General features: G+C 73.9%; 14 protein-coding genes. 10 read left to right on the top strand and 4 right to left on the bottom strand.

Translation table 11 applies throughout. The features are described 5' to 3' along the window. Positions 1-14: 14 nt before the first annotated feature. The 6 genes from IE106_RS01895 to IE106_RS01870 all read left to right on the top strand — a co-directional run bounded on the left by IE106_RS01895 (position 15) and on the right by IE106_RS01870 (position 4,370). Positions 15-953: a type II secretion system F family protein gene (locus IE106_RS01895; protein ID WP_189529454.1), complete on the top strand. Its 939-nt coding sequence runs from the start codon at positions 15-17 to the stop codon at positions 951-953. 34 nt (positions 954-987) lie between these two features. Beyond that, positions 988-1,875: a DUF5936 domain-containing protein gene (locus tag IE106_RS01890; protein WP_189529453.1), complete on the top strand. Its 888-nt coding sequence runs from the start codon at positions 988-990 to the stop codon at positions 1,873-1,875. A gap of 416 nt (positions 1,876-2,291) precedes the next feature. Further along, a complete protein-coding gene (locus IE106_RS01885; protein WP_189529452.1) occupies positions 2,292-2,525 on the top strand; it encodes a hypothetical protein in 234 nt (77 codons plus the stop codon). Beyond that, the gene (locus IE106_RS01880) at positions 2,522-3,106 is read left to right on the top strand and encodes a pilus assembly protein TadG-related protein (RefSeq protein WP_189529926.1); all 585 of its coding nucleotides are present in this window, start codon (positions 2,522-2,524) and stop codon (positions 3,104-3,106) included. The genes IE106_RS01885 and IE106_RS01880 overlap by 4 nt, the downstream gene beginning before the upstream one ends. A gap of 29 nt (positions 3,107-3,135) precedes the next feature. Continuing rightward, positions 3,136-3,738: a hypothetical protein gene (locus IE106_RS01875; RefSeq protein ID WP_189529451.1), complete on the top strand. Its 603-nt coding sequence runs from the start codon at positions 3,136-3,138 to the stop codon at positions 3,736-3,738. Beyond that, entirely contained in the window at positions 3,738-4,370 is a 633-nt protein-coding gene (locus IE106_RS01870; RefSeq protein ID WP_189529450.1) for an OmpA family protein, read from the top strand. Before IE106_RS01875 ends, IE106_RS01870 begins: the two co-directional genes overlap by 1 nt. Positions 4,371-4,546: 176 nt before the next feature. Here the strand turns inward: IE106_RS01870 and IE106_RS01865 are convergent, their stop codons facing one another. Then, a complete protein-coding gene (locus tag IE106_RS01865) occupies positions 4,547-5,767 on the bottom strand; it encodes an FG-GAP-like repeat-containing protein (RefSeq protein WP_189529449.1) in 1,221 nt (406 codons plus the stop codon). 172 nt (positions 5,768-5,939) lie between these two features. After that, positions 5,940-6,134: a hypothetical protein gene (locus IE106_RS01860; RefSeq protein WP_189529448.1), complete on the bottom strand. Its 195-nt coding sequence runs from the start codon at positions 6,132-6,134 to the stop codon at positions 5,940-5,942. A gap of 691 nt (positions 6,135-6,825) precedes the next feature. On the opposite strand from IE106_RS01860, the gene IE106_RS01855 reads away from it, so the two are divergent. Continuing rightward, positions 6,826-8,079: a putative hexosyltransferase gene (locus IE106_RS01855; protein ID WP_373295887.1), complete on the top strand. Its 1,254-nt coding sequence runs from the start codon at positions 6,826-6,828 to the stop codon at positions 8,077-8,079. Here IE106_RS01855 and IE106_RS01850 read toward each other — a convergent pair. Continuing rightward, entirely contained in the window at positions 8,051-8,428 is a 378-nt protein-coding gene (locus tag IE106_RS01850; RefSeq protein ID WP_189529447.1) for a DUF192 domain-containing protein, read from the bottom strand. The genes IE106_RS01855 and IE106_RS01850 overlap by 29 nt on opposite strands. Positions 8,429-8,698: 270 nt before the next feature. Here IE106_RS01850 and IE106_RS01845 point away from each other — a divergent pair, with 270 nt between their 5' ends. Further along, entirely contained in the window at positions 8,699-9,481 is a 783-nt protein-coding gene (locus IE106_RS01845) for a prepilin peptidase (RefSeq protein ID WP_189529446.1), read from the top strand. A gap of 229 nt (positions 9,482-9,710) precedes the next feature. Here the strand turns inward: IE106_RS01845 and mgrA are convergent, their stop codons facing one another. Beyond that, complete coding sequence (gene mgrA / locus IE106_RS01840) at positions 9,711-10,748, bottom strand: L-glyceraldehyde 3-phosphate reductase (protein ID WP_189529445.1); 1,038 nt, start codon at positions 10,746-10,748, stop codon at positions 9,711-9,713. A gap of 117 nt (positions 10,749-10,865) precedes the next feature. Here mgrA and IE106_RS01835 point away from each other — a divergent pair, with 117 nt between their 5' ends. Together IE106_RS01835 and phoH2 are read left to right on the top strand one after the other, a co-directional pair. Continuing rightward, positions 10,866-11,627, top strand: a complete 762-nt coding sequence (locus IE106_RS01835; RefSeq protein ID WP_189529444.1) for an isoprenyl transferase — start codon at positions 10,866-10,868, stop codon at positions 11,625-11,627. A gap of 343 nt (positions 11,628-11,970) precedes the next feature. After that, on the top strand, positions 11,971-13,293 hold the full coding sequence (gene phoH2 / locus IE106_RS01830) for an RNA 5'-3' helicase PhoH2 (protein WP_189529443.1): 1,323 nt from the start codon (positions 11,971-11,973) through the stop codon (positions 13,291-13,293). The last annotated feature ends 200 nt before the right edge of the window (positions 13,294-13,493 follow it).

Below are 13,493 nucleotides of genomic sequence, written 5' to 3'. Positions count from 1 at the left end.
GGACAGACGACACGATGGACAACCTCCCGCTCCTGACGCTCGGCGCCACCCTCCTGGCCGGCCTCCTCGCCGTCCTGGGTGTGCACGCCTACGCCGCGGGCAGGGCGCAGCAGAAGGCGCTCGTGGCGCGGATGGCCCAGACGGGCCCCGCCCCCGCCGCCGGCCGCGGCCGGCGCTTCCCCGGCCTGGACCGACGCCTGCGCCGGACGGGGCTGGGCCGCCGCCTGGAGCGGAAGCTCGCCGTCACGGGCCTCGCCGTCACGCCCGCCGAGTACGCGGTGTACGCCCTGGCGCTCCTCCTCGCCCTGTACGTCACGGCCGCCACCGTGTTCGCCCCCTTCTTCGGGGTCCTCGCGGTCCTGGCCGGGATGTGGGGCGCCGACGCGTTCCTCACCTGGCAGCGCCAGCGCCGTACCGAGGCGTTCATCAACCAGCTGCCCGAGCTGACCCGCGTCCTCGCCAACGCCACCCAGGCCGGCCTGGCCCTGCGCACCGCCATCTCCATGGCCGCCGACGAACTCGACGACCCGGCCGGCGAGGAGCTCCGCAGGGTCGCCGACCAGCTCGCCGTCGGCCACAGCCTCGACGACGCCCTCGGGGACCTCGCCGACCGGCTGCCCTCCCGCGAACTCGTCGTCCTCGTCACCACCCTGGTCCTCTCCAACCGGGCCGGCGGCCAGGTCGTCGGCTCGCTGCGCAACCTCACCGGCACGCTCGACGAGCGCAAGGAGACCCGCCGCGAGGTCACCACCCTGCTCTCGCAGGTCAAGGTCACCGCGTTCGCCCTGCCCCTCCTCGGCCTCGGCTTCCTCCTGATGATCAACGGCATGAACCCGGGGGCGCTGGACAAGATGACGGGCTCGTTCGCCGGACAGGCCGGCTCGATCCTCGCGTTCGCGCTGTACACGGCCGGTTTCGTGATGATCCGCCGGCTGTCCCGGGTCCGGGTCTGAGGCGCCGGGGAGAGGGAGAGGAGGGGAACGGGACATGGTCCTCCTACTGGCCGCGCTGACGGCGCTCGCCGTCTACGGGATCTTCCACGGCCTGCGCCTGTACCGCGCCGAGGCCCGGCTGCCCGGCGACCTGGCCGTCGCCCTGGAGGTCGGCGCCACGCGCACGTCCGCCGTCGGCTCCGGCGTCGACCGGCTCGGCATGCGCTGGGCCCCGTCCGTGCTGCGCCTGATGGGCCCCAAGCGCGTCGACGCCCTGCGCCGCCGCCTCGACATGGCGGGCAACCCCGGCGGCCTCACCGTCGACCGGTACGCCGCCCGGCGCGCCGTGTACGGGACCCTCGGCGTGGCCGCCGCGCTGGCGATGCTGCTGCGCGGCCAGCCCGTCGTCGCGGCGATCGTCCTCGCGTACGGGCTGACCTGGACGGACGTACTGCTGCGCATCGCCATCCGGCGCCGCAGGGACGACATCGAGCGCACCCTGCCCGACTTCCTCGACGTCCTCGCCGTCGTCGTCTCCGCCGGGCTCGGCTTCCGCCAGGCGCTGGAACGGGTCGCGGAGAAGTACTCCGGCCCCTGGGCCGACGAACTGCGCATCACCCTGCGCCAGATGGACATGGGCGTCAGCCGCCGCGACGCCTTCGACCAACTGCGCAGGCGCAACGCCTCCGAGCAGGTGTCGATGTTCGTCACCGCCCTCCAGCAGGGCGAGGAACTGGGCGCGCCCATCGTCGACACGCTCATCCAGATCGCCAACGACATGCGCCGCACCGACGCCCAGAACGCCCGCCGCGCGGCGGCGAAGGCCGTCCCGAAGACCACGCTCGTGGTGACGCTGGTGATGCTGCCCGCCACGATGATCCTCATCGCGCTGAGCTTCTACTACGGCTCCGGCGTCGACCTGACGGACCTGCTGGGCGGCTGACGGTGACCGGAAGGACGAGGGAACGGCGGCGGCGACCGTCTGCAACCGCATACGCCCCGCCCTCGAACGCGCGTGCCACACCGTCAACGACCCGGCCGTGCCGGTCGGGAGAGCGCGTCGACGGCGCGGCCGAATGTCCGGAAGGCGCTTCGCTTCCGCAAGCGGATGTGGGACATTCGTTGCTGAGTCAACGGGAGCCGACGGCAGACGACGGGGGGCGCGACAGGCCATGGCCGACCACCGTTTCCGGATCCAGTCGCCGATTCGGTCCCACGAACGGGCTCTGGGGCCCATGATGAAGGGGGCCCACCCTGCGTACGGTCACGCTCCCACCCGCGTGACCCCCGGGGCGCACCCCGCACCACGCGCACACGGCACCGAAGACCCGTACCATCCCGATCCCGGAGGGGACCGCCATGTCGAACATCGCACTGAAGGCCCTGACTCAGGCCAAGGTGTACGTGGGCACCTGGGCGCACACCACGACGACCGCCCTGAGGAACCGGGGGGACCGGGGGCAGGGGGCGGTGGAGTACGTGGGGATCATCATCCTGGTCGGCGTGATCATCGCCGCCGTGGTCGGCTCCGGCGTGGGTGCGACCATCGCGTCGAGCCTCGTCGCCCGCGTCAGCGCGATCGTCGGTGGCTGACGGGGGCGACGGACCGCGAGCGGGATTCGGGGCAGGCTTCGCCGCTGTACATCTTCATGGTGGTGAGTCTGCTCTTTCTCGCGCTCGCGTTCTTCGCGGTCGGCCAGGCCGGTGCCACACGCAACGGCGCGCAGTCCGCGGCGGACGCCGCGGCGCTGGCCGCGGCCAAGGAGTCCAGGGGCCAGTTCGACCTCGGCGACCTCGACGGCCCGGGCTGGGCCGACCTGTTCGACGGTGAACTGGTGGGCGAGAACGGCTGCGAGGCGAGTCACACGTACGCCGCCCGCAACGGGGCGAGCGTGAACGGCTGCGCGGAGCTGGGTGACGGCCGGTGGGGCTTCCGTGTGACCGTCCGGTCGGTGAAGCCGGTGGGGGACACCATCCTGCCCGGCACCGAGGGCCGGCACGCCGTCGCCACCGCCACCGCCGTCGTCGTTCCGAGGTGCGCCTTCGAAGCCGCCGACGACAAGAAGGCGCCGTCCCCAGGGTCCTTGGACTGCGAGGGGACAGAGCTGGACCTGGATCCCGATGACCTCCCGGACATGTCCGACCTCTTCGAGGTGCGGCTGACCGAGGACTGACCGCGAAGGAACGCAGAGGAATGACACCCATGAGTACGCAGTACGGAGTGACCGCACGCGCGGTTCGGGTCGCTGCCACGGCCGCCGCGCTGGCGGCTCTGCTCACGGCCTGCGGTGGCGGTGGCGGCGACGACGCCAAGGACAGCGGGCCGCAGGCGGCGGGGACGGTCAGATCCGCGCCCCCCGGCCAGAGCACGCCTCCCCCGGAGGGCAGCCCGACCGGTCCGGACACGAGCGCGACGCTGGCGACGATCGACGGGAGCAACGGCCTCCGGATCGTCATCCACAGCGCCGTCCGCGAGGAGGGCGGCTTCCTCACCGTGAACGGCACGCTGAAGAACACCACGTCCAAGCTGGTCGTCACCCCGCCCCAGTGGAGCGGCCAGGAGATCCAGGTACAGAAGACGGGACCGTCCCTGGCGGGAGTCACCCTCGTCGACAAGGTCGAGAAGAAGCGCTACTACGTCCTGCGGGACACGGAGGGCTACCCGCTGACGACCACGGGCATCAACTCCATGCAGGCCAACCAAGAGGTCTCCGTCTTCGCCCAGTTCCCGGCGCCGCCTGCCACGGTGACGCAGGTCGACATCCAGTTCCCGCTCATGCCCACCGCGACCATCGAGCTCTCGTGATGCGCCCCCCCATCCGCCGTCCCGGCACCGGCCTCCTCGCCGTTCTCGTCCTGCTCGCCGGGGTGCACCTCGCCGCCCCCTCCGCCGCGCACGCCGACGAGACGCCGGGGGTGGTGCCGCCCGGGACCGAGGCGTCCGCGCCGGTGCCGGAGATCGACGCGTCCGCGCCCGGGCTGAAGATGCGCGACGGGGCCACCCTGGCGGGCGCGAAGGTGCTGCCGATCGTCTCCATCGTGGAGTCCGAGGGCGGTGAGGAGCGCCGCGAGGAGACCAGCACCAACCTGAAGTTCGCGCTCCAGGCGGAGGTCCTGTTCGGCAAGGACAGCGCCAAGCTGACGCCCGAGGCGAACTCCCGCATCGCGGCGATCGCCGAGGAGATCAAGAAGCGGAACGCCACGAAGATCCGCGTCTTCGGCTTCACCGACGACCTCGGCTCCGCGGCCCACGGCGACGTCCTGTCCAAGCAGCGCGCCGACGCCGTCCACGGCGTGCTGTCGCCGCTGCTGGCGGCGCAGAACATCACGTACGAGATCCGCGGCTACGGCGAGCAGTACCCGATCGCGGACAACAGCACGGAGGAGGGCCGCCGCAAGAACCGCCGCGTGGAGGTCTCCTTCCCGACCGGGGGCTAGGCCCCGTCCCGCCGGCCGCCTGACCACTCCGCACCCGGGTGGTGGACGCGGACGCGGACCGGTGCGCCCGGGGCCGCGGCCCGGTACCGGCGCGGCCCCCGCCCCGGACGGCGAAAGGGCCCCCGCCCCGGACGGCGAAAGGGCCCCCGCCCGGAGGCGGAGGCCCTTTCCCTGGATCAGAAGACGCCGTTCAGGTGGTGCCAGTCGTCCGACACCACCTGGCCCGGGTCCAGCGTGCCGTCGCCGCGGCCCTGGTACCCGAGCTGGCAGCCGACCCCCCGGCACCCGTCGCCGACGAAGTCGCTGTGGGTGGTGGTGGCCAGGTCGCCGTGGCCGTCGCCGGTGACGTCGCCCAGGCCCAGGAAGTCCGCCATGACGTTCCAGCCGCCGCTGCCGACCAGCACGCGGGCCCCGAGGGACCCGGTCCTGCCCGGGTACAGCCACAGCTTCCCGGTGGAGGGCTCGCGGGCGATCAGGTCCGGGCGGCCGTCGCCGTTCATGTCACCCGCCCCGACCATGGCGTTCACGGCGTTCCAGCCGCCGTTGCCGATGAGCTTGCGCGCGCCGGGCGTGCCGCTGCCGGTGCCCGGGTACAGCCACAGCTTCCCGGTGGACTTCTCGACGGCCAGCAGGTCCGTGCGGCCGTCGTCGGAGAGGTCCCCGTAGCCGACGAGCCGGCTCATGGCGTTCCAGCCGCCGTTGCCGATGAGCTTGCGCGCGCCGAGCGTGCCGGTACCGGTGCCCGGGTAGAGCCACAGCTTGCCGGTGGCGGTCTCGCGGGCGATCACGTCCTCGCGGCCGTCACCGCTGAAGTCGCCGTGCCGGACCAGGCCGTTGAACACGTTCCAGCCGCTGGAGCCGACCAGCTTGCCCGTGCCGTCGCCGGGCAGGAACCACAGGCGGCCCGCCTTGTCGCGGACGAGGACGTCGGCCCGGCGGTCGCCGTTCAGGTCGCCGAAGCCCGCCGCCTGGGGCGTGGGCGTCGAGTACCACCGCGGGTAGGGCCGGTAGTCGCACTCCCGCGAGGTGAGGACGAGCCTCACCGAGCTGACGGTGCCGTGCGAGTAGCCCCACTCGGTGCCCGCGGGGTCGGGGTCCCACACGGAGGCGCCGCCGGCCTGGTCGTGGTTCGGCTCGTCGTACAGGCAGGCGTACTTGTTCGTGTGGTTCACGACCGACCGGAACGTGTTGTCCCAGGTCCCGAGCGTCGCCTTGTCCGTGCTCGTCTTGAACATGGTGCCCGTGCCGTTGTCGCTCTTCCAGGCACAGAAATAGCCCGACGGGCAGTCGCTGATCGCGGCCTGCGCGGGCGCCGCGCCCGCGCCGAGGAGCCCGAGCGAGGTGAGCCCCAGCGCCGCTGCCATCGTGGCCAGGCGCCGAAGCGGTGATATGCGCATGTCTTCCCTCCCAGAGGCGGCGCGGAGAGACGCTCGACGCGCCGCGAGAGGACGATATCCCGCCAACGTGGCCGCTTCGCCGTGCGGGGCGTCACCTCGTGCGGCGGGCCCGACGCCGTGAACGGGCCACGGCCGTGGGACGGCGGCGCCGGTCCGGCGGCCGCCCCGCCGATCACCCCTCCGGCACCTGGAGGCTCACCGCCCACCTGACGCTCCGCGGCGCCTCCACGGTGACCGTCCCTGCGCCGCCCGTCGAGGTGTTCGTCTCGTTGCTCCCCAGGTGCACCTCGTCGCTCGGGCACGGGAGCGACACCGCGATGTACGTGCCGACGGTGATCCGGATCCGCGGTGAGCCGGCGTCCGCCACGCAGCTGACGTCGAGCCGGGAGGACCCCTTCTCGATACGTACGACTCCCAGGTGCCCGTGCCCCCGGCGATCTGCCGGTGTCCGGGGCGCACCTCCGGAGGGGTGAGTTCCGGTACGGCCCGTGGTGACGCGCCGGCGGGTGGTGCGGCCGTGCGGGTCGCCGGCGTCGCGACCGGGGGCGTCCGCGAGGAGGTGCAGCCCGCGGCCGTGAGACCGAGTACCACCACGACCGCCCCGGCGGCTGTCCTGCTGACGTGCATCCGTTCCCCCCGCTGCTCCCGCGTCCCTCCGGTCACCCGACCCAAACAGGCGGGGGCGGCGGAGGACAGGGTTCCGGGGCGAGTCGCACGGTCCGGCAGCCCGCCCCGCGGGCCCGTACGGCGGGATCCCGCCGCGCCGCGCCGCGTTATCCGCCCCGTTCGTGACCGAGAAGGGGCCCGGGGCTGCTCCGCGGGGGAAGGGAGCGCGTGCCACGTTCCCGCAGGCCACCGGTCGGCGGCCCACCCTCACTCCCGGGCCGCACCGCCATGGGGTGCGGCCCAGGTGCGCCCTGCGGCATGGCCGGACGAGGCGGTCCGTCGTGTCCGGATTCCGCCCCGCCCGCCGGCTCCGGCCCCACGGGGACGTACCTCACACCGCTTTCCCGCCTTTCTCCGGCCGGTCCCGTCCGGGCGGCGGACATAATCGGCCGGTGCCCTTGGACCGAACGGCCCCGCCCGCCCGGACCGCCGCGACGGCCGGAGACCCCCGTCCCGACGACCCCGGCCCCCCTCCCGGCCCGGACCGTTCCGGCGGCCCGGGCCGAACCGACGGGCCGCCCCGGCCGGACCCGACCGCCCGCCCCCGCCGGGCGAACGCCGCCGGCCTCGCGCTGCTGGGCTACGCGGCGGCCCGCCTCACCGGACTCGCCGTCCTCCTCGTCGCGGCCGCCGCGAGCGGGGAGGACCCGTGGCACCGGCTCATGGGCCGTTGGGACGCCGTCTGGTACACCCGCATCGCCGAGCACGGGTACGGCCACGAGGTCACCCTCCCGAACGGTGCCGTCCACTCGGACCTGGCGTTCTTCCCGCTGTTCCCGGCCCTGGAGCGGGCCCTGTCCGCGGTGCTCCCGATCGGCGCCGCCCCCGCCGGGCTGGCCGTGGCGTGGGGGGCGTCGCTGGCCGCCGCCTGGGGTGTCTACGCGGTCGGCGCCCACGTCGCGGGGCGGCGCGCCGGCGTCGCCCTGGCGGTGCTGTGGGGCGTGTACCCGACGGCGTTCGTGCAGTCCATGGCGTACACGGAGACACTGTTCACGGCGTTCGCCGCCTGGTCGCTGTACGCCGTGCTGCGCGGCCGCTGGGTCCAGGCCGGCGTCCTCGCGGTGCTGGCCGGCCTCACCCGGCCCTCCGCCGTCGCGCTGATCGCCGCGCTCGGCGTCACCGCGCTCGCCACCGCCGTCCGGGAGCGCCGCGTCACCCCCGGGCTCGTCGCCGGGGTGCTGCTGGCGCCGCTGGGCTGGCTGGCGTACGTCGTGTACGTCGCCGTACGGGCCGGCAGCCCCACCGCGTACTTCGACGTCCAGGCCGGCTGGGGCAACAGCGTCGACGGGGGCGCCGCCCTCGCCCGGTTCGTCGGGGCGCAGCTGACCGGGCCGCAGCCGCTCGCCGGGGTGGGGCTGCTCGCGGCGTTCGCGGTGCTCGGCTGGGCGGTGTGGCTGTGCGTGCGGCAGCGCCAGCCGCTGCCGGTCCTCGTCTACACCCTCGGGGTGGTCGCGGTGTCCCTCGTCGGGGCCGCGTACTTCGGTTCCCGGCCGCGGCTGATGATGCCCGCGTTCCCGCTGCTGCTCCCGGCGGCCGTCGCCCTCGTCCGGCTGCGCGCCCGGTACGCGGGCGCGGTGCTGGCCGTGGCGGCGCTGGCCTCCGCCGGGTACGGGGCGTTCACGCTGCTCGGTCCGGGCCCGCCGTGACCGGCGCGTCCACGGTGAGCCGGACGCCCGGCCGCACCCCCCAGCGCTCCATCGCCCCGGCCTCCGCCTCCAGCACGTGGCGGGCGCGCGGCCGGGGCAGTCCGAGCCGTCCCGGCCGCATCCCCGGGACGACGGCGAGGACCGTCAGGTCGCGGTCCAGGTAGGCCACGTCGATCGCGAACCGCATCCGGAAGGTGTGCACGCTCCCGCACGGCGTCAGCAGCATCGCCCCGTCGATCCCGTCCCGCCCCAGCAGGCCCCGCGCCCGCGCCCGGTACGAGGCCGCGATCTCCACCGGCACCGCCCCGCCGCCGACCCGCAGGGTGCCCGTCCCGTTCCGCCATCCCATACCCCGCACGGTAGGCTGTCGGACCGCCCCACCGCCGGACTTCCCCCCACCCCGCCCCGCGCACCGGCCCCACCACCCCACCGCGCGCCTCCGCGCCGCCCACCCCCTGCGCCATCCACGTCCGGCCCCGCCACCCCCGCCCCGCCCGCCGAACGCGTCCCGGCCGCCCCACCCGCCTTCGCCCTGCCCCACCCCGTGCCGCCCGGCCCGCCGAACGCGCCCCGCCCCACCCCGTGACCCACCGCGCCCCGCCCTTCTAGGGTCGGCGCTGTGTACGCCACGCTGATCTCCGCCGCCGCCCTGTGGGGCGCCGTAGCCGGGCTGCTCGTGCGGCGCGCCGCGCACCGGCTCGCCGTCGAGCCGGACCAGCCCTGGCGCGACGCCTGCCCCGCCGGGCACGGCTACGCCCCCGGGCCGCGCGGCTGGCTGGGCCCCGCGCACTGCGCCGGCTGCCCGCCGCCCGCCGCCCGCGCCCCGCGCCGCGCCGTGTCCGTACGGCTCCCCACGCCCGTACGGCTCCTCGCGCCCGCGCCGCTCACCGGGGCCGCCGCGTGCGCGCTGCTCGCCGCGGCCACCGGGTGGCGGCCCGAACTGGCGGTGTGGCTCCTGCTGGCGCCGTTCGCCCTGCTCCTCGCAATCGTCGACCGGCGCGTGCACCGGCTGCCCGACCACCTGACCCTGCCGCTGGCCGCCGCCGTCCCGCTGCTGCTGGGCGTCGCCGCGCTGCTCCCGGGCCGCGCCGGGTCGTGGCGGCTGTCCGTGCTGGGCGCGCTCGCGCTGGGCGGCGCCTACCTGGTGCTGTTCCTCGTCAACCCGAACGGCATGGGCTTCGGGGACGTGAAGCTCGCCTTCCCGCTGGGCGCCGCGCTCGGCTGGTACGGCTGGCCCGTCCTGCTGGCGGGTGCCTTCGCGGGCTTCCTCCTCGGCGCCGCGTACGGCCTGGGGCTGATCGTGCGCCGCCGCGCGACCCGCAGGAGCGCCATCCCCTTCGGCCCCTTCATGATCACCGGAACCCTCCTGGGCCTCCTCCTCGGCGCCCTCGCCCACGCGTAGGCGGCGCCGTCCGGGCGTCAACCGGGGGCCCGCGCCGCGGGGTCCCCCCTGCGGAGGACCGTCGGGGGCCGAAATCCGTGTCCGCACCGCGTTCCTCCGCCTCCGGAGCGTAGCGACGGCATGTCGTGGCACCCACCACCCCTTACGAAGGGTTATGGTGGAAACCCCCCCTCGGGCCGGTCCGTATTCCCCCCCCACGGACCGGCCCGTTTTTCGTGCCCGTTCCGGGTCAGCTCCGGGCGGCCCAGATGTTGGCCCCGGCCGTGTCCACGGCGAAGGTGTCGATCTCCGCCAGCTCGTCCCCGGTGAGCGGCGGCCCGTCCAGCGCGGCGACGTTCTGCTCCAGCTGGGCCACGCTCGACGCGCCGATCAGCGCGGACGTCATGCGCTCGTCGCGCAGCACCCAGGTCAGCGCGAGCTGCGCCAGCGACTGGCCGCGGCGCCGGGCGATCCCGTCGAGGCCGCGCAGCCGCCGCACGACGTCGTCGGAGAGCAGCCCCGGGTCCAGCGACTTGCCGAGCGAGGCCCGCGAGCCCTCCGGGATGCCCTTCAGGTACTTGTCGGTGAGCACGCCCTGGGCGAGCGGCGCGAAGGCGATGCAGCCCATGCCCTCCGCCTCCAGGGTGTCGAGGAGGCCGTCCTCCTCCGTCCACCGGTTGATCATGGAGTACGACGGCTGGTGGATCAGGGCCGGCACGCCCATCCCGCGCAGCAGCCGCGCGGCCTCGGCGGTCTGCTCGGCGGTGTACGAGGAGACGCCCACGTAGAGCGCCTTGCCCTGGTGGACGGCGGAGGCCAGCGCGCCCATCGTCTCCTCGAGCGGGGTGTTCCGGTCGAAGCGGTGCGAGTAGAAGACGTCGACGTACTCCAGGCCCATCCGCCTCAGCGACGCGTCCAGCGAGGACAGCAGGTACTTGCGGGAGCCCCACTCGCCGTACGGGCCCGGGTGCATTAGGTACCCGGCCTTGGTGGAGATGACCAGTTCGTCCCGGTACGGCCGGAAGTCCTGGGCGAGGAGCCTGCCGAAGTTCGCCTCGGCGGAACCGGGCGGCGGGCCGTAGTTGTTCGCCAGGTCGAAGTGGGTGACGCCGAGGTCGAACGCCCGGCGCAGGATGGCGCGCTGGGACTCCAGCGTGCGGTCGTCGCCGAAGTTGTGCCAGAGCCCCAGGGAGATGGCGGGGAGCTTGAGGCCGCTGCGGCCGGTACGGCGGTACTCCATGGAGTCGTACCGGTCGCCGGCGGCGCGGTAGAGGGGGGAAGCGGACATGCTTTCCTCCCTATCACGGACTTGTGACACACCGGGTTGGGCCTCCGCCCGGGGCGCCCAGTAAGGTGGCGGGCCTCGGGGACGGCCGCGGTGCCCCGTATGCGAGAGGTGAGATCGGTGAACTTGCGCGACCTGGTGTACGGGCTCTACGCGCGCCGGGTGGAGGGCCGCCTCGACCACGACCAGGTGCCCAAGCACATCGGCGTCATCCTCGACGGCAACCGGCGCTGGGCGAAGGCCTCCGGCGGCACCCCCGAGCAGGGCCACAAGGCCGGGGCCAGCAAGATCATGGAGCTGCTCGGCTGGTGCACGGAGACCGACGTCGAGGTCGTCACCCTCTGGATGCTGTCCACCGACAACCTCAACCGGCCGGAGGAGCAGCTGGTGCCGCTCCTCGGCATCATCGAGGACGCGGTCCGCACCATCGCGGCGGACGGCCGCTGGCGCGTCCACCACGTGGGCACGATGGACCTGCTGCCGGCGCGCACGCAGTCGGTCCTGAAGGAGGCCCAGGAGTCGACGCGGCACATCGACGGGATACTCGTCAACGTCGCCGTCGGCTACGGCGGCCGCCAGGAGATCGCCGACGCGGTCCGCTCCCTGCTGCTGGACCACGCCGAGAAGGGCACCTCCTTCGAGGAGCTCGCCGAGGTCGTCGACATCGACATGATCGCCGAGCACCTCTACACGCGCGGCCAGCCCGACCCCGACCTGGTGATCCGCACCAGCGGCGAGCAGCGGCTGTCCGGCTTCATGCTCTGGCAGAGCGCCCACTCCGAGTACTACTTCTGCGAGGTCCACTGGCCGGCCTTCCGCAAGGTCGACTTCCTGCGGGCGCTGCGCGACTACGCCGCCCGTCACCGCCGCTACGGCACCTGACCCGCCGGGCGCGAGCGCCCCGCACCCCCCACCCGAGCCGGGCCGTCGAAGGACGCGGCCCGGCTCCGTCGCGTCCACCGGACGGGGTGTCATATGCCAAGGGCTCCGCGGGCATGGCGCGGTGGCAACAGGGGCATATCCCTTGCAGAGTGAGCGGCACGGAGCCCGCTCGCCCGGGAGGCCCTTTGCGCCAGGACAACCGTGCAGCACCGGTGTACGGGCGAAGCGGAGGGCCGGAGTCGCGGCCCGCGCATCGAGGCCCGACCCCGGCCCGTCCCACCGCGACGCCGCAGCAGTCGCGCCCCGACCTCACGCGCCTCTGAAAGAGGGGGTCTGTCCTTCCGTGGTGACCAGCACTAAGCGCCGTCCCGACGACCGGCGCACCTACGTTCTCGACACCAGCGTCCTGCTGGCCGACCCCAACGCCCTGACCCGCTTCGAGGAGCACGAAGTCGTGCTGCCCGTCGTCGTGGTGACGGAACTGGAGGCCAAGAGGCACCATCCGGAACTCGGCTACTTCGCCCGCCAGGCACTGCGCCTGCTGGACGACCTGCGCGTCCGGTACGGCCGCCTCGACGCCCCCATCCCCGTGGGCGAGCTGGGCGGGACCCTGCGCGTGGAGCTCAACCACTCGGACCCCGGCGTCCTCCCGGCCGGCTACCGCCTCGGGGACAACGACTCGCGCATCCTCGCCGTGGCGCGCAACCTCCAGGCGGAGGGGTACGACGTCACCGTCGTCTCCAAGGACCTGCCGCTCCGCATCAAGGCGTCCTCCGTGGGCCTCCTCGCCGAGGAGTACCGCGCCGAGCTCGCCATCACCGACTCCGGCTGGACCGGCATGTGCGAGGTGCCGCTCTCCGCCGAACAGGTCGACCTCCTCTACGCCGAGGAGACGCTGCACGTGCCCGAGGCGGCCGACCTGCCCGTGCACACCGGCCTCGTCCTGCAGTCCGGGCGCGGCAAGGCGCTCGGCCGGGTCACGGCCGACGGCACCGTACGGCTGGTGCGCGGCGACCGCGAGGCGTTCGGCATCCGGGGCCGCAGCGCCGAGCAGCGCATCGCCCTGGACCTGCTGCTCGACCCGGACGTCGGCATCGTGTCGCTCGGCGGCCGGGCCGGCACGGGCAAGTCCGCCCTCGCGCTGTGCGCCGGCCTCGAAGCCGTGCTGGAGCGCCGCCAGCACCAGAAGGTGATGGTCTTCCGTCCGCTGTACGCGGTGGGCGGGCAGGAGCTGGGCTACCTGCCGGGCTCCGAGGCCGAGAAGATGAACCCCTGGGCGCAGGCCGTCTTCGACACGCTGTCCGCGGTGACCTCCCGCGAGGTCATCGAGGAGATCACGGCCCGCGACATGCTGGAGGTCCTGCCGCTCACCCACATCCGCGGCCGCTCCCTGCACGACGCGTTCGTCATCGTGGACGAGGCGCAGTCCCTCGAACGCAACGTCCTGCTGACCGTGTTGTCCAGAATCGGGGCTAATTCCCGTGTCGTCCTCACGCACGACGTCGCCCAGCGGGACAACCTGCGGGTGGGGCGGTACGACGGAGTCGTCGCCGTGGTCGAGAAGCTGAAGGGGCATCCACTGTTCGCGCACGTCACGCTCGCCCGGTCCGAGCGCTCCCAGATCGCCGCGCTGGTGACCGAAATGCTCGAAGACGTCCACATCTGAGCAGGGGGGAGAGTGGCGGGCGGCGGGGTCGTCGCGAACTGACCGGCCGCCAGTCAAAAGGTACATAACGGAGTTGGTCCGTGGGCGCCGCCCGGCGAAGCGTGAGAGCTTAGCCGGGCGGCGTCACGCCGCGCGCCCCTTTCGCCCAAACTCCCGGGGCGGGCGCGGTGTGAGCTTTCACACGCGGTGAAGAATTGCCT

The sequence above is a fragment of the Streptomyces roseolilacinus genome (assembly GCF_014649335.1).
In the GTDB taxonomy this organism is placed as follows: domain Bacteria; phylum Actinomycetota; class Actinomycetes; order Streptomycetales; family Streptomycetaceae; genus Streptomyces; species Streptomyces roseolilacinus.
The sequence above is the reverse complement of the archived record's forward strand: the minus strand, read 5'-3'. Positions and strand labels throughout refer to the sequence as shown.

What these genes read in the sequence shown, in the direction of transcription:
- IE106_RS01875 (WP_189529451.1), top strand. Translation starts at nt 3,136, where the DNA reads ATGAGTACGCAGTACGGAGTGACCGCACGCGCGGTTCGGGTCGCTGCC.
- IE106_RS01870 (WP_189529450.1), top strand. Translation starts at nt 3,738, where the DNA reads ATGCGCCCCCCCATCCGCCGTCCCGGCACCGGCCTCCTCGCCGTTCTC.
- IE106_RS01850 (WP_189529447.1), bottom strand. Translation starts at nt 8,428, where the DNA reads ATGGGATGGCGGAACGGGACGGGCACCCTGCGGGTCGGCGGCGGGGCG.
- IE106_RS01890 (WP_189529453.1), top strand. Translation starts at nt 988, where the DNA reads ATGGTCCTCCTACTGGCCGCGCTGACGGCGCTCGCCGTCTACGGGATC.
- IE106_RS01885 (WP_189529452.1), top strand. Translation starts at nt 2,292, where the DNA reads ATGTCGAACATCGCACTGAAGGCCCTGACTCAGGCCAAGGTGTACGTG.
- mgrA (WP_189529445.1), bottom strand. Translation starts at nt 10,748, where the DNA reads ATGTCCGCTTCCCCCCTCTACCGCGCCGCCGGCGACCGGTACGACTCC.
- IE106_RS01895 (WP_189529454.1), top strand. Translation starts at nt 15, where the DNA reads ATGGACAACCTCCCGCTCCTGACGCTCGGCGCCACCCTCCTGGCCGGC.
- IE106_RS01865 (WP_189529449.1), bottom strand. Translation starts at nt 5,767, where the DNA reads ATGCGCATATCACCGCTTCGGCGCCTGGCCACGATGGCAGCGGCGCTG.